22 protein-coding genes are annotated in these 25281 nt (G+C 75.6%); 20 read left to right on the top strand and 2 right to left on the bottom strand.

Going from position 1 to position 25281, the window contains the following annotated elements; translation table 11 throughout:
* From ACZ6J5_RS33160 to ACZ6J5_RS33065, 20 genes are all read left to right on the top strand, one after another.
* The coding region (locus ACZ6J5_RS33160) for a thioesterase domain-containing protein (protein ID WP_469397638.1) at nucleotides 1-944 on the top strand (944 nt) is incomplete at its 5' end.
* Nucleotides 941-1156, top strand: a complete 216-nt coding sequence (locus ACZ6J5_RS33155) for an MbtH family protein (protein WP_362473981.1) — start codon at nucleotides 941-943, stop codon at nucleotides 1154-1156. The genes ACZ6J5_RS33160 and ACZ6J5_RS33155, both read left to right, overlap by 4 nt.
* A gap of 162 nt (nucleotides 1157-1318) precedes the next feature.
* Nucleotides 1319-1729: a cobalamin B12-binding domain-containing protein gene (locus ACZ6J5_RS33150; protein ID WP_469397637.1), complete on the top strand. Its 411-nt coding sequence runs from the start codon at nucleotides 1319-1321 to the stop codon at nucleotides 1727-1729.
* Nucleotides 1726-3042, top strand: coding sequence for a methylaspartate mutase (locus ACZ6J5_RS33145; RefSeq protein ID WP_469397636.1), 1317 nt, complete (start codon nucleotides 1726-1728; stop codon nucleotides 3040-3042). The genes ACZ6J5_RS33150 and ACZ6J5_RS33145 overlap by 4 nt, the downstream gene beginning before the upstream one ends.
* Nucleotides 3043-3144: 102 nt before the next feature.
* The gene (locus ACZ6J5_RS33140) at nucleotides 3145-4152 is read left to right on the top strand and encodes an asparagine synthetase A (protein WP_469397635.1); all 1008 of its coding nucleotides are present in this window, start codon (nucleotides 3145-3147) and stop codon (nucleotides 4150-4152) included.
* A gap of 113 nt (nucleotides 4153-4265) precedes the next feature.
* Nucleotides 4266-5540: a glutamate synthase-related protein gene (locus tag ACZ6J5_RS33135; protein ID WP_469397640.1), complete on the top strand. Its 1275-nt coding sequence runs from the start codon at nucleotides 4266-4268 to the stop codon at nucleotides 5538-5540.
* Nucleotides 5534-5866, top strand: a complete 333-nt coding sequence (locus tag ACZ6J5_RS33130) for a hypothetical protein (RefSeq protein ID WP_469397634.1) — start codon at nucleotides 5534-5536, stop codon at nucleotides 5864-5866. The genes ACZ6J5_RS33135 and ACZ6J5_RS33130 overlap by 7 nt, the downstream gene beginning before the upstream one ends.
* Nucleotides 5867-6122: 256 nt before the next feature.
* Nucleotides 6123-7412: an MFS transporter gene (locus tag ACZ6J5_RS33125; RefSeq protein WP_469397633.1), complete on the top strand. Its 1290-nt coding sequence runs from the start codon at nucleotides 6123-6125 to the stop codon at nucleotides 7410-7412.
* 11 nt (nucleotides 7413-7423) lie between these two features.
* Entirely contained in the window at nucleotides 7424-8254 is an 831-nt protein-coding gene (locus ACZ6J5_RS33120; RefSeq protein ID WP_469397632.1) for a 4'-phosphopantetheinyl transferase family protein, read from the top strand.
* Nucleotides 8255-8437: 183 nt separating this feature from the next.
* Complete coding sequence (locus tag ACZ6J5_RS33115) at nucleotides 8438-10531, top strand: CASTOR/POLLUX-related putative ion channel (RefSeq protein ID WP_469397631.1); 2094 nt, start codon at nucleotides 8438-8440, stop codon at nucleotides 10529-10531.
* 75 nt (nucleotides 10532-10606) lie between these two features.
* A complete protein-coding gene (locus tag ACZ6J5_RS33110; RefSeq protein ID WP_469397629.1) occupies nucleotides 10607-11281 on the top strand; it encodes a LamG domain-containing protein in 675 nt (224 codons plus the stop codon).
* Between the two features lie 32 nt (nucleotides 11282-11313).
* On the top strand, nucleotides 11314-11712 hold the full coding sequence (locus ACZ6J5_RS33105) for a hypothetical protein (RefSeq protein ID WP_469397627.1): 399 nt from the start codon (nucleotides 11314-11316) through the stop codon (nucleotides 11710-11712).
* A gap of 159 nt (nucleotides 11713-11871) precedes the next feature.
* On the top strand, nucleotides 11872-13251 hold the full coding sequence (locus ACZ6J5_RS33100) for an esterase/lipase family protein (RefSeq protein WP_469397626.1): 1380 nt from the start codon (nucleotides 11872-11874) through the stop codon (nucleotides 13249-13251).
* A 10-nt stretch (nucleotides 13252-13261) separates the two neighbouring features.
* The gene (locus ACZ6J5_RS33095) at nucleotides 13262-14287 is read left to right on the top strand and encodes an alpha/beta fold hydrolase (protein WP_469397625.1); all 1026 of its coding nucleotides are present in this window, start codon (nucleotides 13262-13264) and stop codon (nucleotides 14285-14287) included.
* Nucleotides 14284-15738: a carboxylesterase/lipase family protein gene (locus ACZ6J5_RS33090; protein ID WP_469397624.1), complete on the top strand. Its 1455-nt coding sequence runs from the start codon at nucleotides 14284-14286 to the stop codon at nucleotides 15736-15738. Before ACZ6J5_RS33095 ends, ACZ6J5_RS33090 begins: the two co-directional genes overlap by 4 nt.
* A 179-nt stretch (nucleotides 15739-15917) precedes the next feature.
* Nucleotides 15918-18650 carry a class IV lanthionine synthetase LanL gene (gene lanL, locus ACZ6J5_RS33085; protein ID WP_469397623.1) on the top strand — a complete coding sequence of 911 codons (2733 nt, stop codon included), beginning with the start codon at nucleotides 15918-15920 and terminating at the stop codon, nucleotides 18648-18650.
* Nucleotides 18651-18707: 57 nt separating this feature from the next.
* Nucleotides 18708-18863: a VenA family class IV lanthipeptide gene (locus tag ACZ6J5_RS33080; RefSeq protein WP_362484325.1), complete on the top strand. Its 156-nt coding sequence runs from the start codon at nucleotides 18708-18710 to the stop codon at nucleotides 18861-18863.
* Nucleotides 18864-18981: 118 nt separating this feature from the next.
* On the top strand, nucleotides 18982-20058 hold the full coding sequence (locus ACZ6J5_RS33075; protein WP_469397622.1) for an ABC transporter ATP-binding protein: 1077 nt from the start codon (nucleotides 18982-18984) through the stop codon (nucleotides 20056-20058).
* Nucleotides 20055-20906, top strand: a complete 852-nt coding sequence (locus ACZ6J5_RS33070) for an ABC transporter permease (protein ID WP_469397621.1) — start codon at nucleotides 20055-20057, stop codon at nucleotides 20904-20906. The genes ACZ6J5_RS33075 and ACZ6J5_RS33070 overlap by 4 nt, the downstream gene beginning before the upstream one ends.
* Before the next feature lie 302 nt (nucleotides 20907-21208).
* Nucleotides 21209-22606, top strand: a complete 1398-nt coding sequence (locus ACZ6J5_RS33065) for an APC family permease (protein ID WP_469397620.1) — start codon at nucleotides 21209-21211, stop codon at nucleotides 22604-22606.
* A 101-nt stretch (nucleotides 22607-22707) separates the two neighbouring features.
* On the opposite strand, the gene ACZ6J5_RS33060 is transcribed toward ACZ6J5_RS33065, so the two are convergent.
* Nucleotides 22708-24069: a uracil-xanthine permease family protein gene (locus ACZ6J5_RS33060; RefSeq protein ID WP_469397619.1), complete on the bottom strand. Its 1362-nt coding sequence runs from the start codon at nucleotides 24067-24069 to the stop codon at nucleotides 22708-22710.
* A complete protein-coding gene (locus tag ACZ6J5_RS33055) occupies nucleotides 24066-25190 on the bottom strand; it encodes an arylsulfotransferase family protein (protein ID WP_469397618.1) in 1125 nt (374 codons plus the stop codon). The genes ACZ6J5_RS33060 and ACZ6J5_RS33055 overlap by 4 nt, the downstream gene beginning before the upstream one ends.
* Nucleotides 25191-25281: the final 91 nt, after the last annotated feature.

Here is a 25281-nt window from a genome sequence, read left to right as displayed (position 1 = left end):
TCACCCTCGGCGGCCACTCCCTCCTCGGCGTCCGCCTGGTCAACCGGATGCGCGGCGTCCTCGGCGTCGAGCGCACCGTCCGCGACCTGTTCCGCACACCCACCCCCGCCGGGCTCCTCGGCTCGGCCGACGACGGCGACGGCGGCGGCGACGCCTCCGCGCTCGGGGTGCTGCTCCCGCTCGCCACCCGGGGCACCCGCCGCCCGCTGTTCTGCGTCCACCCCGGCACCGGCGTCGGCTGGGCCTACGCGGGCCTCGCCCGGCACCTCGGCGACGACCAGCCGCTCTACGCCCTCCAGGCCCGCTCGCTCAGCGACCCCGGCCACCGGCCCGCCGACGTCGGGGAGATGGCCGACGCCTACCTGGAGCGGATCCGCGAGATCCAGCCCTGGGGCCCCTACCGGCTGCTCGGCTGGTCCTTCGGCGGCATCGTCGCCCACACCGTCGCCGTACGCCTCCGGGAGGCGGGGGAGCGGGTCGAACTGCTCGCCCTCATGGACGTCCACCAGACCGGGCCCGGCAGCGTCTCCGTCCTGCCGCCCGAGGAGCGCGCCGCCGGGGAGCGCGCGGCCGGGGAACCGCCCGCCGACCTCGCCGAGGCGATGGAGCGCGTCCGCCGCGAGGACCCCGTCCTGGCCGGCTTCACCGCCACCGAGCTGCGGGCCGTGCTGCGCGCCTCGGAAACCCACGCGGGCCTCATGTCCCGGCACGTGCCCGGCGTCGCCGACACCGACCTGCTGTTCTTCACCGCCCGCAGGAGCGGCGAGCCGGAAGGCGCCCTCGCCGCCACCTGGATTCCCTTCACCGAAGGAATCATCGAAAACCACACCGTTGAATGCGGACATCTCCAGATGGCCGAACCGGAACCACTCGCACACATCGGAAACATTCTCGCGGAGAAGCTCTCCGCGCTCCAGAAGAAGGAAATGAGGACTCAGTCATGAGCGATTCCGTCAACCCGTTCGACAACGCCGAAGGCACCTTCCACGTCGTCGTCAACGACGAGGGCCAGCACTCCCTGTGGCCGTCCTTCGCCGCCGTCCCGGCCGGCTGGACCAGCCAGTGGGGCCCCGGTGAGCGGGGCGAGGCCCTGGAGTTCATCACGGTGAACTGGACCGACATCCGTCCGCGCAGCCTCGTCGCGCAGTACGCCTGACCCTGAGACCGCCCGCCCCGAAGGCGCCGCGCCCCGCATCCGCAGCGGGGCGCGGCGCCTTTTCCATGCCCTTTTTAGAGCCCCAACCGAAAGGGAAAGTGCCGGTCGTTGCTGCCGCTCTGACTTCCCCTTCCGGAACCTCCGAAAATCTATTCTTCAGACATGAAGATTCTCCTGAGCGGAACCGCCTCGGATTCCCATACCTGGAATCTCGTGTACCTCCGGCTCTTCCTGGAGGAGCACGGCCACGAGGTCGTCGGACTCGGCCCCTGCGTCGACCCCGAGCTGCTCGCCGACGCCTGCCGGCGGCACGCCCCCGACGCGGTCGTGCTCAGCAGCGTCAACGGGCACGGTTACCGCGACGGCCTGGACGCCGTCCGCGCGCTCCGCGCCGAACCCGCCCTCGCCGCCCTGCCGGTGGCGCTCGGCGGCAAGCTGGGCGTCGTCGGCCGCCGCCAGGACGAGGAGGTCCGCCGCCTGCTGGACGCCGGCTGCGACGCCGTCCTCGGCGACGACCTCGACGCCCTGCGCGTCTTCCTCGCCGCGGGCGCCCGCAAGGAGGTCCCGGCGTGACCGCCCCCGCCCCCGCCGGATTCGGGGCCTTCGTCGCCGCCGCCTCCGCGGCCGGCCGGCTCGTCGTCCAGCCCCGCATGGGCGTCGGCGACCCGGAGCTGATGCGCTCCGGCCTCTCCCGCGTCCGCGCCGCCACCGCCCACACCGCCGGCACCCTCACCGTCGACAGCTACACCCGGGTCGGCGCCCTCGCCGCCGCCCGCGCCGCCGTCGCCGACGGCGGCGCACGCCTCAACGGCTACCCCATCGCCGCCCACTCCGCGGACACCACCCGCGCCGTCCTCGCCGGACTGCGCGGCCCCGACTTCCCGGTCCAGGTCCGGCACGGCTCCGCCCGCCCCGAGCCCATCATCCGCGCCCTCACCGCCGCCGGACTCGACGCCACCGAGGGCGGCCCCGTCTCCTACTGCCTGCCCTACGGACGCACCCCGCTGCGCGACTCCGTCGACGCCTGGGTCCGCGCCTGCGAACTCCTCGCCGAGCACGGCCCGGCCACCCACCTGGAGAGCTTCGGCGGCTGCCTGCTCGGGCAGCTCTGCCCGCCCTCGCTGCTCGTCGCCATGAGCGTCCTCGAATGCCTCTTCTTCGCCCAGCACGGCCTGCGCAGCGTCTCGCTCAGCTACGCCCAGCAGACCGACGCCGCCCAGGACGAGGAGGCCGTGCGCGCCCTGCGCCGGCTCGCCGCCGAACTCCTGCCCGCCGACGTCGAACGCCACGTCGTCCTCTACACGTACATGGGCGTCTACCCCCGCACCGAGAGCGGCGCCCTGCGCCTCCTGGAAGCCTCCGCCCGTCTCGCCGTCCGCTCCGGAGCCGGCCGCCTCATCGTCAAGACCGCCGCCGAGGCCCACCGGATCCCCACCGTCGACGAGAACGTGCGCGCCCTGGAGACCGCCGCTGCCGCCGCCGCGCTCGCGGGCGCCCCCGACCCGGACGCGGCCCCCGGGGACGGCGAGGTCTACCGGGAGGCCCGCGCCCTCGTCGAGACCGTCCTCGACCTCGACACCGACCTCGCCCGCGCCCTGCCCGCCGCCTTCGCCCGCGGCCTGCTCGACGTCCCCTTCTGCCTCCACCCCGACAACGCCGGCGGCTCCCGAGGCTTCATCGACCCCTCGGGGCGCCTCGGCTGGTCGCACACCGGCGCCATGCCGCTGCGCCCCGACCGCGCCGCCGACGCGAGCCCGCTCACCTCGGCGGGCCTGCTGACCGCCCTCCGCCACGTCGCCGACCGCTACGACCGCCCCCCGGGCGACGCCCTCGGCACCGACGCGGCCGGACCCGGCCGGGAGGAGCCCCGCCCGCTGCCGGTCTGACGGCCCCGAGCCGCACCCCGTCCCGTACGTCCCGTACGCCCCCTCTCCCCGATCGCTTCGCACACCCGCACCCTCCGTCGCCACGAGACCAGGAGCCCCGCCATGGATCTGCCCGCACCCTCCGCCGCCGCCCCGGCCACCCCGCCCCCGCTCGGCGAGCACCTGCGCTCGTCCGGGCTGCGGGCCGCCATGACCGTCCAGCAGGAGGCCCTCCAGGGCGCCCGCGACTACCTGCGCGGCCAGGGCTTCACCGAGCTGCTGCCGCCGCTCGTCGGTCCCGTCACCGACCCGGGCGGCCGGGGCGCCAAGGCGCTCGACGTCGACTACTACGGGCACCCGTACAAGCTGATGACCAGCGCCATCCTCTACAAGCAGGCGTCCCTGCGCGGCTTCCCCCGGCTCTTCTACATCGCCCCCAACGTCCGCGTGGAGCCCGAGGAGACCGCCACCACCGGCCGGCACCTGGTCGAGTTCCACCAGATCGACGTCGAGATCGCCGACGCGAGCCGCGAGCAGGCGCAGGAGATCGCCGCCGGGCTCCTCAGCCACGTCACCGAGCACGTCTGGACCACGATCCCCGACGTCCTCACCGGACTCGGCCGCATGGAGGCCGACTTCGCCGACATCCGCGCCGGGAAGTACGACGTGCGCACCCACGACGAGGCCGTCTCCCGGCTGCTGTCCCTCGGGCACCCGCAGAACCCCGACGGCGAGATCGACTGGACCGGTGAGCGCATCCTGTCCCTGGAGAGCGACCGCCCCTTCTTCGTCGACGACTACCCCAAGGGCTCGCGCGGCTTCTACGACCGCGAGGACCCCGAACGTCCCGGCGTGCTCCGCAACTTCGACCTGATCGCGCCGCACGGCTACGGCGAGCTGGTCTCCGGCAGCGAGCGCGAGGCCGACTACGCCACCCTCGTCACCCGGATGCGCGAGAGCGGCGAGAACCCCGCCAAGTACGCCTGGTACCTGAAGGAGGCCCGCGAGGGCATCCCGGCCAGCGCCGGCTTCGGCATGGGCCTCCAGCGGCTGGTGCGCTTCCTCACCGGCTTCGACGCCCTGTGGCAGGTCAGCGCCTACCCGAAGCTCCCCGGTGTGGTGACCCCGTGACCACGATGATTCCCGACGTGCTCGCCGCCGTGGAGCCGGCCGGCCCCTTCGCCCCGGCCCCCGCCCCGCGCACCCCGCAGCTCCCGGTCCCGGTCCCCGCGACCGCCCCGGCGATGGCCCCGGGTCCCGCCGGAGCCGCCGCCCTCGCCGCTCCCGGCTTCCCCGAGGAGCAGGTACGGGCCCGGGCCAGGACCGGCACCGCCGCCGTCTTCCCGGACCCCGCCGCCTACGGCGCCCGGCTCTTCGGCCCGGCCCCCGCCGCCCCCGGCGGGGACGCCCTGGACCGCACCCGGATCGTCCCGCCCGTCTTCATGCCGGAGCGGCTCGAAAAGCTGATCGACCTGGCCCGCGAGCCCGAGTTCGGCGACGTCGACCTCACCTCCCGGGTCGGCGGCTTCACCGCCCGGCTGCCGCTCTACCTCTCCGCCTTCGGCTCCACCCGGGCCGGCAGCGGCGACCTCGCCGTCCACGCCAGCCGCCAGGCCGCCCGCCTCGGCATCCCGATGGTCATCGGCGAGAACATGGTCCCCGTCCACGGCTACCGCAAGGCCGGCGAAGCCACCCGCTCCGCGCTGCGCGCCCGCGTCGAGGCCTACCTGGAGGCCGCGCCCGACGGCGTCGGCGGCATCGTCGTCCAGCAGTCCACCGAGGACGCCGACTCCGAGGTGTGGAACCTCCTCTACAGCGACCCCGCCTTCCGTCCCCTCCTGGAGACCGGGCGGCTCGCCTTCGAACTGAAGACCGGTCAGGGCGCCAAGCCCGGACTCGGCGGCATGACCGTCGTCGGCCGCGCCGAGGGCGAGCAGCTCGCCCGCCGCTTCACCGTCCGCGAGGTCTTCGGCGCCGACGCGCCGAAGGTGCTGCGCTGCGCCACCCCCGGCACCTTCACCGAGGAGATCCTCCGTCAGCAGCTCCGCTTCATGCGCAACAACTTCCCCAAGGCCCGCACCTGGGTGAAGTTCCACCCCGGCCGGGACGTCGCGCACGCCGCCCGCACCGCCTGGGCGGCCGGCGCCGACGCCGTCACCGTCGACGGCGCCGAGGGCGGCACCGGCTGGGCGCCCGGGGTCTTCATGGACCAGGTCGGCCTGCCGCTCGCCGAGTGCCTGCGCAGGATCGGACGCCCCGAAGGCTGCCTGCTCGCCAGCGGCGGCGTCTGGGAGGGCGGCCGGGCCCTCCGCGCCCTCGCCCTCGGGGCCGGCGCCGTCGGGCTCGGCCGCGCCGCGCTCGTCGCCGTCGACGAGGACCCCGAGCACGGCCTGGAGCGCCTCGCCGAGGCCCTCGCCCTCGAACTCCGGCTGCTGATCAGCGCCCTCGGCAAGTACGCGCCCGCCGCCCTGGCCCCGGACGACCTCTGGGACCCGGCCCAGGGAGCGGTCCCGTGCTGAGGCCGCCCCGCCGCCGGGCCTCCCGCACCGTGCGCGCCCGCTTCTCGGTGCGGGAGACCCCCGGCGTCACCGTCGGCGCCGCCGCCGGCCGCGCCCCGCTGCCGTACGGGCTCGACGGCGCCGTCCGGACCACCGCGCAGCGCGTCCTCGCCGAGGCGGGCCGCGGCTACCTGGGCGGCCACGTCGAACTCCACGCGCCCCGGGGCCTCGCCCCCCGCGCCCTGCGCCGGGCCACCGGCCGCGCGGTCGCCCTCGCGGTCGCCGCCACCCTCCACGGCACCCCCCGCACCCTCACCACCCACCCCCGCGTCCACCCGCACCACTGACCGCCCGGACCACCGCCCGCCCGCACCGCGTACCGCCCGCGACCGACCGACCGCCCGTCCGCACCGCGTACCGCCCGCCCGCACCGCTGACCCACCGCAGCCGCAGGGGGCCCGCCCGGCCCCCGCCCACGACGGCGCCACCCACCCGGCCCGCACCCCACCCGGCACCAGCGCGCCCCCAGCCGACACCCAACCCGGCATCCGCCCCGCACGCGCCCGGCATCCGCCCCGTACCCGCCCACAGAAAGCCGACCCCATGGCCACGCCCCTCGCCGATCCGCCCGCCCCCGCCGTCGACTGGCGCCGCATCAGCAGCCTCGTCGTCGGCCAGGCCGCCGTCCAGGCGGGCAGCTTCGCGCTCCTCATCGCCATGAGCTGGACCGCCGTCCAGCTCGGCGGCCGAGGCGCCGTCACCGCCGTCACCCTCTCCGCGACCCTGCCGCGCGCCCTGCTCCTCCTCTTCGGCGGCGCCCTGACCGACCTCCTCGGCCCGCGCGCCCTCCTGCTGCGCGCCACCAGCCTGCGCGTCCTCGTCCTCGTCGCGGGCGTCGCCGTCACCGCCACCACCCCCACCCTGTGGCCGCTGATCGTCATCGCCCTCGTCGACGGCGTGCTGCTCGGCCTCACCGGACCCGCCTCGGGCGTCCTGCTGCCCCACCTGGCCCCGCAGGAGCACCTGGGCCGCGCCAACTCCCTCTTCTCCATGGTGCTGCGCCTCGCCCCGATCGCCGGCTCCCCGCTCGGCGCCTGGCTCGTCGTCGTCGGCGGACTGCCCGGCGCGATGACCGCCGCCGCCCTCTGCTGCGCCCTCTGGCTCGGCTGCGCCGCCCACGTCACCCACGGCATGAAGCGGCCCGAGACCCAGGCCCCCGGCGGCCCCTCGCTGCTGCGCCGCTCCGGCGACGGCTTCCGGCTGCTGGCCGCCCACCCGAGGCTGCGCTGGATGTTCGTGGCCTGCTTCGCGATGGACCTCGCCTTCCTGTGGCCCGCCGAGGTCGCGCTGCCGCTGCGCGCCTCCGACCAGGGCTGGGGTGTCGGCGCCGTCGCCTTCGTCCTCGCCGCCTTCAGCGCCGGCGCGCTCGCCTCGGCCGCGCTCGGCGCCGCGCTCGCCCACCGCATCCCCACCCACCTCAAGCTCGTGGTGACCGGCACCGGCCTCGGCCTCGGCATGGGCGCGATGGCCCTCGTGCCCTCGCCGGGCCTGCTGGCCGCGGCCGCCGCCGTCGTCGGCCTGCTCGCCGGCCTCAACGGCCCCGCCCTGGTGACGGCCTATCAGCAGGCCGTCCCCGAGGGCCGGATGGGCGCCGCGATGTCCACCTTCGCCCTGTCCGGGGTCGGCGCCGCGCCGCTCTCCCTGGCCGTCTTCACCCCGCTCTCGCTCCACCTCGGGGTGACCGGGACCTGGCTCCTGTGCGCCTGCCTCGCCCTCGTCTCCCCGATCGCCGCCGCCTTCGCCCTGCGCGCCGGCACCACCGGGAAGGCCGCCGAGGAGCGCGCCGAGGACCGCGTCCGTACCGCACCGGAGACCACCGCCACGTCCGTGTGAGGCAGGCAGACATGACCCCGCAGACCCCCGCACCACCGCCCACCCTGTACGCCCCCGGGCCCGGGCCCGAACCGGCCGCCCCCTCCGTCCCCTCCGTTCACCTGTACGTACCCCCAGCCGGTCTGCCGGCCGCCCCCGGGCCCGTACTCCTCCGTCCCTCCCCGCTCCCGGTGCTGCCCTCGGCGCCGGTGCTGCCCCCCGGGCCACGGGCCGGCCGGCCCGAGCTCTGGCTGGTCGCCACCGAGACCCACGAGGACAGCGCCGCCCGCTACGCCTCCCTCGTCCTCGACGCGCAGGAGCTCGCCAAGGCCGGGGAGTTCCGGCGGCCGGGGGACCGGGCCACCTACCTCTGCGCGCACGTCGGGCTGCGCCGGCTGCTCGGCGCCCACCTCGGCGTCGCGCCCCGGGGCGTCACCGTCGAACGGGCGCCCTGCCCCTGCTGCGGCGAGCCGCACGGGCGGCCGGTGCTCCCGGACGGGCGGCTGCACTTCTCGCTCTCCCACTGCGAGGGGCTGAGCCTGATCGCCGTCGCCACCACCCCGGTCGGCGTGGACATCGAACGCGTCCCCGCCCCGCACCTGGTCGGCGAGCTCGCCGAGGTCCTGCACCCCGACGAGTCCGCCGAACTGGACGCCCTCGCCGCCGAGCTGCGCCCGGCCGCCTTCGCCCGGGTGTGGACCCGCAAGGAGGCGTATCTGAAGGGCACCGGCGTCGGGCTCGGCGCCGACCCCTCGGCCGAGTACGTCGGCTCCGGCGCCGTCCCGGCCGCCCCGGCGGGCTGGTACCTCGCCGACGTCGCCGTACCCTCCGGCCACCAGGCGGCGGTCGCCCTCCGCCGGTGACCCCCGCTCCGGGCCGGCCGGCCCCGCCCCGCCCACCGGCGGAGCGGCCGGACCGGCCCGGCGGCGCCGGGGGAGCGCCCCGGCGCACACGGCTCGAACGCCTGACACCCGGCCGCCTGCCCGAAAGGATGAATGGCGGCCGACGATGGCGTTTCGCCCCGGTGCCGGCGTCACCCTGCTGGGGTGCGTAAGGAGCGCCGGTCCACGGTCCCGCCCCAGCGGACGAGCCGCCCCGCGGCCGTCCCGCCCCCGTCTGCCCCCGCCCGGGCCCGGCCCGACCCGCCGTTGCGGGACCGGACGCGGTACTGGATCGACCGGACCGTGGTGAAGGGCATGACCGCCGCCGCGGGCTGGCTGGCGCTGGTCTGCCTCGCCGTCGTGGCTCCGGCGAGCGCCCTCCTCGTCTGGACCGACGCCGGCTCGCCCGTCACCTTCCAGGGCAAGCTCGCGAGCGTGTGGCGCACCGTGGGCCAGACCCTCCGGCTCGGCGGCGAGGTCGGCCCGCCGCTGCGGATCGCGCTCTCCGTCCTGCTCGCTCTGGTCTCCCTGCTGTACGTCTCCACCCTCGTCGGGCTGGTCACCACCGCCTTCACCGACCGGCTGACCGAGCTCCACCGGGGCCAGTCCACCGTCGTCGAGCGCGGCCACACCCTCGTCCTCGGCTGGTCCGAGCAGACCCCGACGCTGGTCGCCGAACTCCTCGCCTCGCACGCCCAGCGGCGCCGGGGCGCCGTCGTCGTCCTCGCGGACCGCGACAAGCCCGAGATGGAACGGGAGTTACGGGCGGTGGCCACCGCGGCCGGGGCCCGCCGGGTCCGGCTGCTCTGCCGCCGGGGCCGCCCCGGCGACCCGGCGGCCCTGGCCCGGGTCGGACCGGCCGCCGCCGGGACGGTCGTGGTGCTGCCGCTGGACACCCCCGAGGGCGACGCCCAGGTGGTGAAGACACTGCTGGCGGTACGGGCCGTGGTCGGCGACGCGCGCCCGGTGCGGATCGTGGCGGCGGTCCGGCGGACCCGCCACCTCGGCACCGCGCGGCTCGCCGCCGGGCCGGGCGCGGTCGTCCTCGACGTCGACGGCATCGCCGCCCGCGCCCTCGTGCAGTGCGTGGCGGAACCCGGTCTCGCGCCCGTCCTGGAGGACCTGCTCGACTTCGCCGGCGCCGAGCTGCACGTCCACCGCGTTCCCGGGCTCGTCGGGCGCACCTTCGCCGAGCTCCGGGCGGCCTGCGCGGACGCCTGCGTCCTCGGTGTCGTACGCCCGGACGGCACCCCGCTCCTCAATCCGCCGCCGCGTACGGTGCTGCGCCCCGGCGACGCCGTCGTCGTCCTCGCCGAGGACGCCGCCCCGCCGACCTGGACGGCGGCCCCCGCACCGGCCCCGCCCCCGCCTCCGGTGCCGCGCGCGCGGAACCGGGCCCGAGCGTCCCGCCGCGTCCTGGTCCTCGGCTGGAACCGGCGGGGCCCGGAGATCGTCGCCGCCCTCGCCCGGCAGGGCTGGGAGCCGCTCCGCGAGGACGGTCCGGCGGACCGGGATCGGGACCGGGACCGGGACCTGGACCGGGACCTGGACCGGGGCCTGGGCCTGGGCCGGGACCGGGACCCGGACCACGACCGGGGCCTGGACCGGGACCCGGACCCAGACCACGACCGTTACCCCGACGGGGACCTGGACCCGGACCGCGCCCTCGACCGCGAGGCCGCCCCGGCGGAGCCCGTCGCGGCGCTCCCCTCGGCCGACGCCGTGCTCGTGCTCGGCGGGCCCGACGGGCACCCCGATCCCGACGAGCACGCCCTGGTCTCCCTGCTGCGGCTGCGGGCCGCCGCGCGAGGGCCGGGGCCGGCGGTCCCGGTCGTGGCCGAGCTGACCGAGTCCCGGCACCGGCCGCTCGCCCCGGTCGGCCCCGGTACCGACCTCGTCGTCGGCGGCCGGCTCGTCGGACTGCTGCTGGCCCAGATCTCGGGCACCGCCGAACTGGCCGCGGCCTTCGGCGAGCTGTTCTCCCCGGACGGCGACGCGGTCCGGCTCCGCCCCGTCACCGACTACGTGCCCGCCGGGACGGAGGCGTCGTTCGCCGCGCTCGTCGAGGCCGCCGGGCGGCGGGGCGCCACCGCGCTCGGCTACCGGCCGGGCGACACCCGGGTCCCGCTGCTCAACCCGCCGAAGGACGGCGTGCGGAGCTGGTCGCGGCAGGACGTCCTGATCGTCGTCGCCCCGGCGAGGACGCCCCGGGACCGCCGGTCCGAGGCGCCGGGCGTGGCGACTACCGGACAGGAGTGAGCGATTCCGCATCGGTCCGGGTCCGCTGGGCACAACTGCGGCAGAACCACCGGCAGCCGATGTGAGGGAGCGCGCATGTCCACCTGGCCGTCGCCCGAGGAACCCGTCTTCACCGCGGACTTCAGCTCGCCCGACCAATGGGTCGCCGGCCGGAGCTGGGCCTATCCCAACGGGGGCCCGGTGAACCCGGGCGACAACAAACTGGACCACCTGGTCGACGACCCGGCGTACAGCCGAGGCGGGGTGTTCCGCGCCACCCGGCGGCGCGACGGGCTCTGGGACACCGGCCTGCTGACCACGGAGGGCAGCCGCGAGGGCTTTCAGGTCCGCACCGGCGACACCCTGGAGGCGCGGGTCCGGCTCCCCGAGGAGACGGGCGCCTGGCCGGCGATCTGGACCTGGCGCGACGGCGGCCAGGAGGTGGACGTCTTCGAGTACCACCCCGACAATCCCGACCTCCTCGAACTCACCAACCACGTCCGCAACACCCACCGCTACCACCGCTCCGCCGCCGTCCGGCCGGGCGGCTGGATCGACCTGCGCGTCGACTTCGGGGCCCGCTCGGTCACCTGGGCGCTCGACGCCGAGGAGGTCTTCGACGACCGGCGGGGCGTGGGCCGGAGCTGGCACGCGTACCTGATCGTCAACCTCTCGGTCTGCGCCGGCCGCTACCACCCGGCCCCCGACCCGGGCACCCGCGAGATGGCGTACGAGGTCCGCGATCTGAGGGTGTTCCGGTCCGGCGGCTGAGCCGGGACACTCCGTACGGACGCCCCGCGCGGGTGCGGCTGTACAAGCGGCGGCCCGGGGGAGCGGGCGGGCCGGAGGGGCCCGACGGTCCGTCCGCCGACGGGCCCGACGTGGTCGAGCTGCGGCTGCGGCTGGTCGGGCTGACGGAGGTCCGCATCGACGCGCCGCGGAGGTTCCTCTCCCTGGTCTTCGTGCGGGCGGACGGCACCGAGTCCTCCGCGAAGTTCCCCCGGGACCGCTTCACGGAGGACACCGTGCAGGAGCTGCGGGAGCGGAACCACAACCGGATCAAGGAGGAGACCGGGGCCCACGCGCGGCGCCGGGAGCAGGACGGGCGGCTCGCGCTCGCCGTGACCGCGTGGAAGGCGGAGGCCGAGTTCTGGGGCGGGATGACCGGGCGGCCCCCGGTGTGGCGGCCCTGGCTCGTCTGAGGACCGGAAGGTGGAGGGAGCCGCCATGCCGGCGGCTCCCTTTGTGTGGGGCGGCGCCATGCCCGCGTGTCGTGGCGCCCGCCTAGCGTGTCCCCACCCGGTGCCGGGGCGGCACCGGGCGGACGCGCCGCGGGCGCACGACCGGGGAAGAGGCCGGACATGGCCGGAAGACGGAGCCTGGGGCAGGGCCGGTGGGCGCGGGCCGCGCGCGCCATGGCGGTGGCGGGGGTCCTCGCGGCGGCATGGGCGGGACCACCCGCCACCGCCGGAGCCGCCCCGGCGGGGGCACCCGCCGCCGGAAACGGAGCGGGAGCCGTCGCCGCCACCGCGGCCGGGCGGACGGCGGGTGCCGCCGCCCCGCCCGCGTACCTCACCCTGGAGGCGAGCTACGGCGCCGGGACCGTCACCAACGGCTGGAGCCGGGTCGAGCGCTACGCCGACACCACCCCCGGCTTCCGCGCCGAGGGCTTCCCGGCGGACGGCCGGGGCGACCAGGACGGGGTGCGCGTCACCTACTTCGGCGGCGCCGCCCGCCCCTCGTCCGGGAGGTTCCTCCTCTACTCCGCGCCCGGCTGGGACACCGGCGACCGCACCACCCCCGTCCTCCTCGTGCACGGCGCGAACGACACCGCCGACCGCGCCTGGGCCAACCCCGGCGAGTCCGGCGGCTACGGCTGCGGCGCCGCGAGCTGCCCGTCCACCGGCCTCATGCAGTACCTCTCCGCGCGCGGCCACCGCGTCTTCGCCGTCGGCTTCGCCCACAAGCAGGGCGACAACCTGATGCAGGCGCAGGTCGTCGGCGACGCCGTCGCCCTCGTCAAGGCCAGGCTCGGCGTCACCCAGGTGGACCTGGTCGGCTGGAGCAAGGGCGAGATGTCCACCCGGGCGTACGTGTCGTCCGTCAAGCCGGCCTGGGGGCGCGCGTACGCCGGTGACGTGCGCCGCCTGATCACGGTCGGCGGCCCGAACGGCGGCTACGACTACCCGTACGCGCACGGCTGGGCCCACGACTTCTCCATCTGGCCCGAGTGCGGCGGCAAGGTCAACGCGCCCTCCCCGCACTCCCACATGACCTGCTACGGCCTCTACACCGCCCACCCGGAGTTCTCGTTCACCCCCTCCGGCGGCCGGGACGACTACCCCGGCCAGCGCCAGATGCTGGCCCGCTGGGACGGCGTCTACGGAGTCGACGGCGCCGCCCAGGACTGGTACACGACCTACTACGGCGGCCAGGGCTTCTACACCGCCGGCGGCGGCATCCAGGCGGCCATCGACGCGGGGTCGCTCATCGCCCCGCTGCACAGCGCGGGCGTGCCCGCCTCCGTCACCACGTACCTGCTGGCGGGCGGCTCCGCCGACATCGTCGGCATCTTCAACGAGAACCGGGGCCCGAGCGACGGAGTCGTCTTCACCGCGAGCGCCCTCGACACCACCGGCATCCCCACCGTCGGCGGCAAGGCCACCGTCGCCGCCGCCAACCACCTCGAACTGGGATGGCACACCACGGCCGCCGCCCAGATCGCCGCCTGGCTCTCCTGAAGGACCCGACATGAACGCGCTCCGCACCCGCCGCGTCGCCACCGCGCGGCTCACCCAGCAGATCACCGACCTCCGCGACGAGGGCGAACCCGTCCTCTTCGTCCACGGCAACGTCTCCACCTCCGCTTTCTGGCACACCAGCCTCACCGCGCTCCCCGACCGCTACCGCCCCATCGCCGTGGACCTGCGCGGCTTCGGCGGCACCGACCCGCTGCCCGTCGACGCCACCCGGGGCGTCCGGGACTACGCCGACGACCTCGCCGCGCTCCTCGCCGCCCTCGGCCTCGACAGCGCCCACCTGGTCGGCTGGTCCATGGGCGGCGGGGTGGTCATGCAGTTCCTGCGCGACCGCCCGGCCGCCGTCCGCTCGCTGTCCCTGGTCAACCCCGTCTCCCCGTACGGCTTCGGCGGCACCAGCGGCCCCGAGGGCACCCTCAACTCCCCGGACGGCGCCGGATCGGGCGGCGGCACCGCTAACCCCGAGTTCGTGCGCCTGCTCGCCGAGGGCGACCGGGGCGAGGACTCCCCGCTCTCCCCGCGCGCCGTCCTCGCGAGCTGCTACGTCAGGCCGCCGCTGCGCCCCGCGCACGAGGACACCTATGTCGAGGCCATGCTGACCACCCGCACCGGCGACGACCACTACCCCGGCGACAGCACCCCGTCCGCCTCCTGGCCCGGTGTCGCGCCCGGTGGCCGGGGGGTGCTCAACTGCCTGGCCCCCGTCCACTTCCGCGTCGACGACCTGCACCTGGTCGAACCGAAGCCGCCGGTGCTGTGGATCCGGGGCGAGGACGACGTGATCGTCGCCGACGCCTCCCTGTTCGACCTCGCCCACCTCGGCTCCGTCGGCGCCGTGCCCGGCTGGGACGGCACCCCCGCGCAGCCGATGATCGCCCAGACCCGGCACGTCCTCGACCGGTACGCGGCGGCCGGCGGCAGCGTCCGCGAGGTCGCCGTCGCGGGCGCCGGCCACGCCGTCCACCTCGAACGCCCCGAGGAGTTCGGCGCGGCGCTCACCGAGGTCCTGTCGGCATGACCGTACGCACCACCCGGCAGGGGGCGGTCCGGGGCCGCTCCCTGCCCGACGGGGTGACCGCCTTCCTCGGCCTGCCCTACGCGGCCCCGCCCTTCGGCGCCCTCCGCTTCCGCCCGCCCGCCCCGCCCGCGTCCTGGACGGGCGTGCGCGACGCCACCGCCTTCGGCCCGACTCCGCCGCACGCCCCCTACGCGCCCCCCTTCGACGCGCTCATCCCGGACTCCACCGCGACCGGTGAGGACTGCCTCAACCTGAACGTGTGGACCCCCGCACCCGAGCGCGGCGCCGGACTGCCCGTCATGGTGTGGCTGCACGGCGGGGCGTTCACCAACGGGGCCGGCTCGCTCCCGGCGTACGACGGCGCCGCCTTCGCCCGCGACGGCGTCGTCTGCGTCACCCTCAACTACCGGCTCGGCGCCGACGGCTTCCTGCGGCTCCCCGGCCACCCCGACAACCGAGGCCTGCTCGACCAGATCGCCGCCCTGAGCTGGGTCCGGGACAACATCGCGGGCTTCGGCGGCGACCCGGACCGGGTCACCGTCTTCGGCGAGTCGGCCGGCGCCATGAGCATCGGCACGCTGCTCACCGAACCGGCCGCCCGGGGCCTGTTCCGGCGCGCCGTCCTCCAGTCCGGGGCCTGCCACCACCGCCTGCGCCCGGCCTCCGCCGAGCTGATCGCCGCCCGCCTCGCCCACAAGCTCGGCATCACCCCGGACCCGGCCTCCTTCGCCGCCGTCCCCCTTGACGAACTCCTGCCCGCCCAGGCCGAGTTGAGAGGCGAGGTGAACGCCCGCCCCGACCCGGCCCTGTGGGGCGAGGCGGCGCTCGACATGATGCCGTTCGAGCCGGTCGGGGCCGCGCCCGCGCTCCCCGGGCCCGAGCTCGGGATCGACCTGCTGATCGGCTCCAACCGCGAGGAGTACCGGCTCTTCCTGGTCCCCACCGGACGCCTCGACGTCCTGCCCGGGGCCACGCTCACCGCCCTGACCAGGGCCTACGGGCTCGACCCTGACACCGCCCTGCCCGTCTACGCGGCCCGGCGGCCCGGCGCCTCCCCGGGCGCGCTCCTCGACGCCGTCGCGACGGACTGGTTCTACCGGATCCCCGCCGTCCGGCTCGCCGAGGCCGTCCCCGGCTCGTACCTGTACGAGTTCGCCTGGCGCTCGCCCCGGTTCGGCGGGACGCTCGGAGCCTGCCACGCTCTCGAACTGCCCTTCGTCTTCGACCGCCTCCACGACCCGGCCTACGCCGCTCTGCTCGGCGACCGGCCGCCCCAGGAGCTCGCGGACGCCGTGCACGGGGCGTGGGTCCGCTTCGCGGAGACCGGGGACCCCGGCTGGGCCCCGTACACCCCCGAGCGCCGCACGACGATGGAGTTCGGCGCCCGGGGAGCCGTGCAGGTGGAGGACCCGCGCGCCCGCGAACGCGCCCTCTGGGAGGGAGTGCGCTGAACCAAGTGCGCCCCATAGTGCGCTGTCGCGCGCTCTCTTCACGCGGTCGCACCACAAGGTGGCACAGGAAACGCGTGCGCTCGTCGAATCAAGTGAATCCAGTGGCGAGTGTGTTGGTATGACAAGAACGTCGGGGCACGCTCCCTCCCAGCGGTTCTCACCCGTTGAGAGGGATGGGCATGACGACGCAGGCCACCGAGTCCGAGCTGGAGCTCCTGCTCCATGGCGCGCTGAGCGCCATGGAGCGGAACGAGAGCTGGACGAGCGAGTCCGACGAGAACTGGTGCCGGGTGGCACCGCTCTCGGCCACCGGACGCGCCCAGGGCTGGAAGCTGCACGTGTCGGCGACGGCCGCCTCCGCGCCGGCCGTGCTCGCGAAGGCCCTGGAGGTGCTGCTGCGCGAGACCTCCGTGTTCAAGTTCGCCCGCTCCCTGGAGCAGGTCGGCGCGCTCAACACCCGCGCCACGCCCCGCGGCAGCTCGGGCAAGTTCATCACCGTCTACCCCGCCTCCGACGCCGACGCGGCCCGCCTCGCCCAGGACCTCCACACGGCCACCGAGGGCCTCGCCGGTCCCCGGATCCTCTCCGACCGGCCCTACGCCCCGAACAGCCTGGTCCACTACCGCTACGGCGCCTTCGTCGGCCGACGGCGGCTCTCCGACGAGGGCCTGATGGTGTGGTACATCGAGGACCCGGACGGCAACCCCGTGGAGGACCGGCGCAGCGGGGAGTACGCCCCGCCGGACTGGGCCGTCAGCCCCTTCCCCGACACCGTGCCGGTCGCGCCCCCCAAGGAGGAGGCGGCGAAGCGCCCGGTGCTCCTCGGCGGCCGGTTCTCGGTCCACGAGGCCATCCGGCAGACCAACAAGGGCGGCGTCTACCGAGGCACCGACACCGGGACCGGCGCCCCCGTCGTCCTCAAGGAGACCCGGCCGCACGTGGAGGCCGACGCCGCCGGCGGCGACGTCCGCGACTGGCTGCGCGCCGAGGCCCGCACCCTGGAGAAGCTCAGGGGCACCGGCCTCGCGCCGGAGCCGCTGGCGATGTTCGAGGTCGGCGGGCACCTGTTCCTCGCCCAGGAGGAGGTGCCGGGGATCCCGCTGCGCACCTGGGTCGCCGAGCACTTCCGCGACGTCGGCGCCGCCCGCTACCACGAGGACGCCCTCGCCCAGGCCGGACGGCTCGTCGAGCTCGTCGAGGCCGCCCACGCCCAGGGCTGCGTGCTCCGCGACTTCACCCCGGCCAACGTGATGGTCCGCCCCGACGGCGCGCTGCGCCTCATCGACCTGGAGCTCGCCGTCCTCGCCGACGACGAGGCCCTGCCCACCCGGGTCGGCACCCCCGGCTTCAGCCCGCCCGAGCGCCTCGCCGACGCACCGGTCTCCCCGACCGGCGACTACTACAGCCTCGGCGCCACCCTCTGCTTCGTCCTCACCGGCAAGGTCCCGAACCTGCTGGAGGAGGAGCCCGCCGACCGCCCGGCCGAGACCCGGCTCGCCGCCTGGCTCGACGCCTGCGCCGCACCGCTCGGACTCTCCGAGTCCCTGCGCGCCGCGGTCCTCGGCCTGATGCGCGACGAACCGGCCGCCCGCTGGACCCCGGCCGGGGCCCGTGACGCGCTCCGCGAGAGCTGTACGGGCGGGGCCGAGGCGACCGCCGACGGCCCGGCCCTCCCGGCCACGGCCGCCCGGGCCTCCGCGGCCCCCGCCGCTTCCTCGGCGTCCTCGGCTTCCTCGGCCTCCGACGACGAGGCGACGGACGCCGTCATCGCCGGGATCGTGCGGCACCTCGTCGACACCATGGACCCGGACGACGACGTACGCCTGTGGCCCGTGTCCACCAAGGCGGGGGAGACCGACGCCTGCACCGTGCAGCAGGGCGCGGCCGGTGTCCTGGCCGTGCTCACCCGGTACTTCGAGGTCACTGGCGACGACCGCCTGCCGGGGGTGATCTCCGCCGCCGGCCGCTGGATCGCCGACCGCACCCACACCCGCTCCACCCGCCCCGGCCTCCACTTCGGCGGACGCGGCACCGCCTGGGCGCTGTACGAGGCCGGCCGCGCCGTCGACGAGCCCGCGCTGGTCGACCACGCCCTGGCCCTGGCGCTCGCCCCCCAGGACCTGACCCCCAGCCACGACATCACCCACGGCTCGGCCGGCAGCGGCATGGCCGCCGCCCACCTGTGGCACCGCACCGGCGACCCCCGGTTCGCGGAGCGGGTCGCCGAGGCCGCCGACCGGCTGGTCGCCGCCGCCCGGACGACGCCGTCCGGGGCGAGCTGGCCGGTGCCCGCCGAAGCCGTCGTCGCGGAGGCCGGAAAGCGGTATCTGGGCTTCGCCCACGGCAGCTCCGGCATCGGCTGCTTCCTGCTGGAGGCCGCCGCCGTCACCAAGAGCCCCGAGCACCACGCGTACGCGGTCGCGGCCGGCGAACACCTGGTGGCCCACGCCGTCACCATCGGCGGCGCCGCCCAGTGGCCGGCCCAGGAGACGGACGTGCCCACCGCGCCGTACTGGTGCCACGGCTCCGCCGGCATCGGCTCCTTCCTCGTCCGCCTCTGGCGGTCCACCGGCGACGAGCGCTACGGCGCCCTCGTCCGGGCCGGCGCCCAGGCCGTGACCGAGCGCGCCTCCCGCGCCGCCCTGACCCAGTGTCACGGCCTCGCCGGCAACGGCGACTACCTCCTCGATCTGGCCGAGGCCACCGGCGACCCCGCCTACCGGGTGATGGCCGGCGAGCTGGCCCGCCTGATCGTGTCCGAACGCACCCACCGCGGCAGCCACGTCGTCTTCCCCAACGAGTACGGGGACGTCTCGACGAGCTGGAGCGACGGGTCCGCGGGAATCCTCGCGTTCCTCCTGAGGACCCGCCACACCGAGCCCCGGCACTGGATGATCCAGCAGCCGGTCTGAGCGACGGGGGACACCCCGCCGCCCACCTCAGAAGAGTCAGAAGAGAAGGAGAATGTCATGGAGAACCAGGACTTCGAGCTGCTGGCCCACCTGCACGCCCTTCCGGAGACCGAGCCGGTCGGCGTCGACGGCGACTCGTTCAGCGGAACGTGCGCGTGCGTCGGCCTGCTGACGGTGCTCAACACCATCTGTATCGGCATCAGCTGCGCGTAGCGGCCTCTCCCCTCCGGCCGGCGGCGCCCCGTGGCAGCCGCCGGCCGGAGCGGGATCCGCGCGCGGAACCCGACGGACCCCACGAGCCCGACGCAGCCGACGGTGAGGACGAGACCCCATGCAGCCAACCGCCGGTGACGACGACGGCGCGGCGACCGCCCTCCTGACCGGAGCCCCCGCCGCCGCCCGCACCCCCGGCCGCCCCCCGGAGCCCGGCACCGAGCCGGCCGTCCGGACCCGCGGCCTCGTCAAGAGCTACCCCGGCCCCGACGGCACCGCCGTCGACGCCGTGCGCGGCCTCGACCTCGACGTGCGCAAGGGCGAGATCTTCGCCTTCCTCGGCCCCAACGGAGCCGGGAAGTCCACGACCATCTCCCTGCTGTGCGCGCTCGCCCGCCCCACCTCCGGTCATGCCACCGTGGCCGGCTTCGACGTGTCCACCCGGCCGCACGACGTGCGCCGCCAGGTCGGCATCCTCTTCCAGCACAGCGCCCTCGACCCGGACCTGACGGTCGAGCAGAACCTGCGCGTACACGCCCGCCTCTACGGGCTGAGCCGCCGCGAGGTCCGCCGTCGCACCGCCGAGGTGCTCGAACCCGCCGGCCTCGCCGACCGGCGCCGTTCCCCCGTACGCGCCCTGTCCGGCGGCATGAGGCGCCGCCTGGAGATCGCCCGCCAGCTGCTGCACTCCCCGAGCGTGCTGTTCCTGGACGAGCCGACCACCGGGCTCGACCCGCACGCCCGCGCGCAGATCTGGGAGCACCTGCGGGAGCTCCGCGACCGGCAGGGCAGCACCCTCTTCGTCACCACGCACTACCTGGACGAGGCGGAGAACTGCGACCGCATCGCGATCATCGACCAGGGGCGGCTCGTCGCCCAGGGCACCCCGCACGCGCTCAAGGCCGCCATCGGCGACGACCGGGTGGTGCTGCGCACCGGCGACGACACCCGCGCCCGCGAGATCGTCGCGGCGGCCGTCCCGCCGGACCGCCCGGTCACCGCGGACGCCGAGGGGACCTGGCTGCGGGTCCCCGACGGCAGCACCTGGATCCCGCGCCTGTGCGCCGCCCTCGCGGCCCACGGCATCGCCGTGCACGCCGCCTCCGCCACCCCGCCCACGCTGGACGACGTGTTCTTCCACCACACCGGCCGCAGCATGCAGCCCGCCCCGGCCGCCCCCGGAGGAGCCCGATGAGCGCCGTCACCCTGCGGCCCGCCGCCACCGGCCGGGGCGACGCGCCCCGGCTGCGCCAGGAGCTGCGGGCGGTGCACGCCCTGGTCCAGCGCGACCTCCTGCGGCTGGCCTGCCAGCGCTCCCACACCGCGCTCGTCCTGCTCCAGCCGGTGCTCTACCTCTTCGCCCTCGGCGGCGGCCTCGCCGCCCTGATCCCGCAGGCGTCCCTGGGCACCGGCTACCAGACGTACCTCTTCCCCGGCATGCTCATCATGACGGTGCAGACCCCCGCGATCATGGTCGGCATCCGGCTGATCACCGACCGCCAGAGCGGCTACCTCCGCGAGCTCCTCATGGCCCCGGTCAGCCGTTCCACCCTGCTCCTCGGCAGCTGCGCGGGCGGCACCGTCGTCGCCGCCGCCCAGGGCGCCGTGCTGCTCTGCCTGGCCGGCCCGGTCGGCCTGCCGTACGACCCGGTCCTCCTGCTGCTGCTCCTCGGCGGGATGCTGCTCGCCTCCTTCGCGATCACCGCCCTCGCCCTGGCGCTCGCGGTCACGCTGCGCGCCCCGGAGACCTTCCACACCCTGCTCAGCCTGCTGATGATGCCGCTGCTCTTCCTGTCCGGTGCCTTCTTCCCGCTGGACTCCCTGCCGGGCTGGGCCCGCGCCCTGGCCACCGTGAACCCCCTCGCGTACGGCGTGGACCTGCTGCGCCGCTGCGTCTCCCTGCGCGTCCCCGGGCAGACGGCCGTCGGCGGCCCCGAGTGGGCGGGCGGCCCGCCCCCGCTGCCGCTGGAGGCCGGGCTGCTGCTCGCGCTGGGCACGCTCACCCTGCTCTGGGCCGCCCACCGCTTCGGCCGCCCCGAGTAGCGCGGAGCAGGGCCCGGAGGGACCGGCGCGGCCGTACCCGGGGTAAAGCGCGGGAAAAGTCCTGGTGCGAGGGCTGCGGTTCCCGTACGCGCCGATGACGGCGTCTTAGCGCGTTCTTAGCGCCCCCGGTGGGTCCTCGGGCATCCTGGAACAACGGATTCCGCAGCGGGACACCCATTGACCGGCGGTTCCGCCCGAGCTTCCATTCAGCCCGGGAGCCACGGACCCATCTGACACCGGACGCCTCGGAGGCGATACCGCTCCCGCTCGGAAACACCGCTCGCACCGATCGGAACCGCCTGATGACGGACACCCTCAGCGCCCCGCACGCGTTGGCCCCCCAGACCGAACCCGTGCCGCGGAAACTCAAGCGTTCCATCGGTGTCGTGGGCGGCACCCTGCTCACGCTCTCGTGCGTGACACCCGCCTCGACCCTCTTCGTGGTCGTCCCCGACCTCTTCGACGGCGTCGGCACCTACGCGGCGCTCACCATCGCCATCGGCTCGCTGCTCTGCATCGGCGTGGCGTTCTGCTACTCCGAGCTGGGCACCCTGATCCCGAGCGCGGGCGGCGAGTACGCCATCGTCTCCACCCTCTCGGGCCGGCTCGCCGGCTGGCTGGTGTTCGTGCTGTCGCTGCTGGTGGTGATGATCGTTCCCCCGGTGATCGCCATGGGGACCGCCGACTACCTCGCGCCCCTGGTCCACATCCCGGCCCCGGTCGCGGGGGCCGGCGTGATGATCCTCGCCACCCTCGCGGGCCTGCTCGACCTGCGGGCCAACGCCTGGATCACCGGCATCTTCCTGGTCCTGGAGGTCGTCGCCGCGGGCATCGTCGCGGTCCTCGGCTTCTCCCACACGCAGCGCGGCGCCGGCGCCCTCGTCCACGGCGAGGTCGCCTCGGCGGGCGGCGGGCACTCGCTGGTCACCGGCGCCATGGTGGTCTCCGGCCTCGCCATCGCCCTCTTCGTCACCCAGGGCTTCTCGACGGCCGTCTACCTCTCCGAGGAGCTGGAGAACCCGCGCCGCAACGTGGCCCGCACCGTCCTCGCCACGCTGGCCATCTCCACCGCCGTCATCCTGGTCCCCGTCATCGCCATCACCCTCGGCGCCGGCGACCTGGAGACCCTCACCGGCGGCGACATCAGCGGCATGATCACCGCCTGGTCCAACTCCGCCGTCGGCACCTTCATCAGCCTCTGCGTCGCGCTGGCCATCGTCAACGCCGGCATCGTCATGGTCATCCAGAACTCCCGCGTCCTGTTCGCCTCCGCCCGCGACAAGGCGTGGCCGGAGCCCGTGAACAACGCCCTCTCCCGGCTCGGCCGCTTCGGCTCCCCCTGGGTGGCCACCCTCGCCGTCGGCGTCCCCGGCGCGGCCCTCTGCTTCGTCAACCTCGACACCCTGTACGGCGTGACGGGCGTCTCCGTCACCGGCATGTACCTGCTGGTCGCGGTCGCCGCCCTGTTCAGCCGCCGGGGCGCGCACCGCGAGGTCCCGGCCTGGCGGATGCCGCTGTGGCCGGCCGTACCGGTCCTCCTCATCGGCGTCCTCGCGTACGTCCTGTACATGCAGGACACCGAGTACCTGCTGTGGACCGGCGGCATCACCGCCGTCGCCACCCTCTACTGGGCCTTCTACCTGCGCCCGCGCCGCGACACCCGCTGGCTGGTCAGCATCCCGGAGGACGAGCAGTCCTGACCGCCCCACCGAAACGCCCCGGCCCGGGGGCCGCAGCGGCACACCACCGCTCCGGCCCCCGGGTCTTTCGGTATGGCTCCCCACGCGGCCCGGGGCCCCTGTCACGGACCCTCCCCCCGCTCCGGCGCCGGACCCCGCGCCCGGCCCAGGAGCGCGGTCAGGAGGACGGCGGTGAGGGTGCCGGCCACGACGCCGCTGCCGAGGACGGTGCGGGCCCAGCCGGGGAAGCCCGCGTACAGGTCGGGGACGAGCAGGGGGAGCAGGCCCACCGTGAGGGCGAGGGCGGCGGTCAGCGAGCCCGTGCCGGTGCCGGAGAGGTCCGCGCGGCGGAGCATCTCGACGCCCATCACCGCGATCACGGCGTACACGACGAGCGCGGAGCCGCCGACGACGGCCTCGGGGATCCCGGCGAGGGCGCGGGAGACGGGGGTGGCCACGCCGAGGACGATCAGGAGCACGCCCGCGCCCGCCGTGACGAAGCGGCTGCGGACCCCGGTGAGGCGCCCGATGCCGATGTTCTCCGCGCTGGTGACCATGAGGGAGGTGCCGAACAGGCCGCCGGCGAGCGAGACCAGGGCGTCGGCGCGGGCGACCCGGGGCACGTCGCGTCCCGGGTCGGGGGTCCGGCCGACGGTCTCGCTGTTGAGGACGGTCTGGCCGGTGATCTCGGCCAGCGTGGTCAGGCTGAAGATCAGCAGCGGCAGGGCGGCGATCAGGTCGAAGCGGGGCGTCCCGTACGGCAGGAGGGCGGGCAGCGCGAAGCCGTCGCCCGCCGCGGGGGTGAAGGCGCCGAGTCCGGTGACGACGGCGACGAGCGTCCCGGCGGCCATGCCGATGAGGACGGCGGTCTGCCGCCAGACCCCGCGCAGCAGTACGTAGGCGGTGACGGTCGCGGCGACGGTGAGCGCGGCGAGGAGCACCGCGCGCGGCTCGCCGGTGCCGTCGGGTCCGGTGACGAGCCGGGCGGCGACGCGGATCATCGCGACGCCGATGAGCAGCACGGTCACGCCCATGACCAGGGGCGGGAAGAGCCGCACGATCCGCCCGTAGAGCGGGAGGACGGCCACCAGGAGGGCCGCCGCGAGGAGCACGGAGCCGGTGGCGGTGGCGGCGCCGTGGTCCTGGGCGATCTGGAGGAAGAGGGCGGTCGCCGCGCCGCCGGGCAGCATGACGAACGGGAGCCGGCCGCCGATCCGCCACACACCGAGGGACTGGAGCAGGGCGCCCGCGCCGCAGAGCAGCAGCACGGCGCTGAGCAGCGAGGCGGCGGCGCCGGGGGAGAGCCGCAGGGTGCCGGCGACGAGGAAGACGGTCGACACGGGCGCGGCGATCATCGCCAGCACGTGCTGCGCGGCGAGCGGCAGCAGCCGGTGCGCCGGTACGGGGGCGTCGGCGGGGTCCGGTGCCGGTGCCGGGGCGGTCGTGGTCGGGGTCGCGGCGTCGCGCGCGGGGGCGGCGCTCATGCCGTGGCCTCCAGCCAGGGGATCTCCTCGGCGGTGTAACGGTAGGCGCGGAAGACGGCGTTGGGCTCGGCCGGGAACAGCCCGCGGACCTCGCTCTCCGCGTAGCCGGCGAAGTACGGCACGACGTACTCCCAGCACAGGTAGCCGTCCCTGGTGACCTCGAAGAGGCGCCCGGAGGGGGAGTCGGTGACGAGGGTGTTGCCGTTGGGCAGGCGCTGGGCGGAGCCCATGAAGGGCGCGAAGAAGAACTCGCGGGCCGGGTCGCGGTAGTCCCAGACGACCTCGCCGGTGTCCCGGTCGAGCTCCACGATCCGGGAGTGGGGGACGTCGTGACCGGGGCGGAAGACGCCGTTGTCGAAGACGAGCAGGCGGCCGTCGGCGAGTTCGGTGGGGGCGTGCTGCTGGCTGACGGTGCCGGGGAGGCTGCGCCACAGGATCGCGCCCGTCGCGCGGCTGATGACGACGACGGCGGAGACGCTGCGCAGGCTGGCCAGGATGTTGCCGTCGCGCAGCGGGGTGACGCTGTTGATCAGCGGCCAGTGCTCGCGGGCGTACGCCTCGTGCAGCGGGAACTCCGCGCGGTCGAGGTGTTCGGCGGCGCGCCAGGACCACAGGAGCTCGCCGTCCGGGCCGACTTCGCGGATGGTGTCGGCCCAGACGGTGCCGTCGGCGGCCTCGGAGCCGGGCACCCCGCCCCGGACGGCCGAGGCGTCCTCGCCGGTGAGGGCTTCGAGCGCGGTGTAGAGGACGCGCCCGTCGTCGAGGTGGTGGGCGTCGTGGTGCTGGAGGGGGTCGCGGTGCTCGCCCAGGACCGTGCCGTCGGGCGCGGCCTTCAGCATCACGCCGCCTCGGTACTTGTGCCACATCGGGAACAGGGCGCGCTCGCCGGGGAGTACGCCGTTGTAGGCGAGGGTCCCGTCGGTGAGCAGCCGGGCGTGCCGGCCGGGGCGGTAGGGCAGCTCCCAGCGGTGCGCCTCGCGGCCGTGCAGGTCGACGAGGTGGACCTGGCCGGTGCCGGTGAGCGGGGCGTAGAGGGTGTAGCCGGGGGAGGCGGCGTCCTCGTCGAGGGCGATGAGTCCGGTGGGGCGTCGGCGGCGGGAGTTCTGGTCGATCACGGGCATGGCGGGGCGCGCCTCCTGGGCGTCGAGTCGTCAAAGTTTCTTTGATGAGAGCAACCGACTTTGAAGCTAGAGGTGTCATGTGACGGGCGTG

It is taken from the genome of Streptomyces sp. NPDC042100, assembly GCF_055582325.1.
Note: the sequence above shows the minus strand (reverse complement) of the source record. Positions and strands in the feature narration are given on the sequence as shown.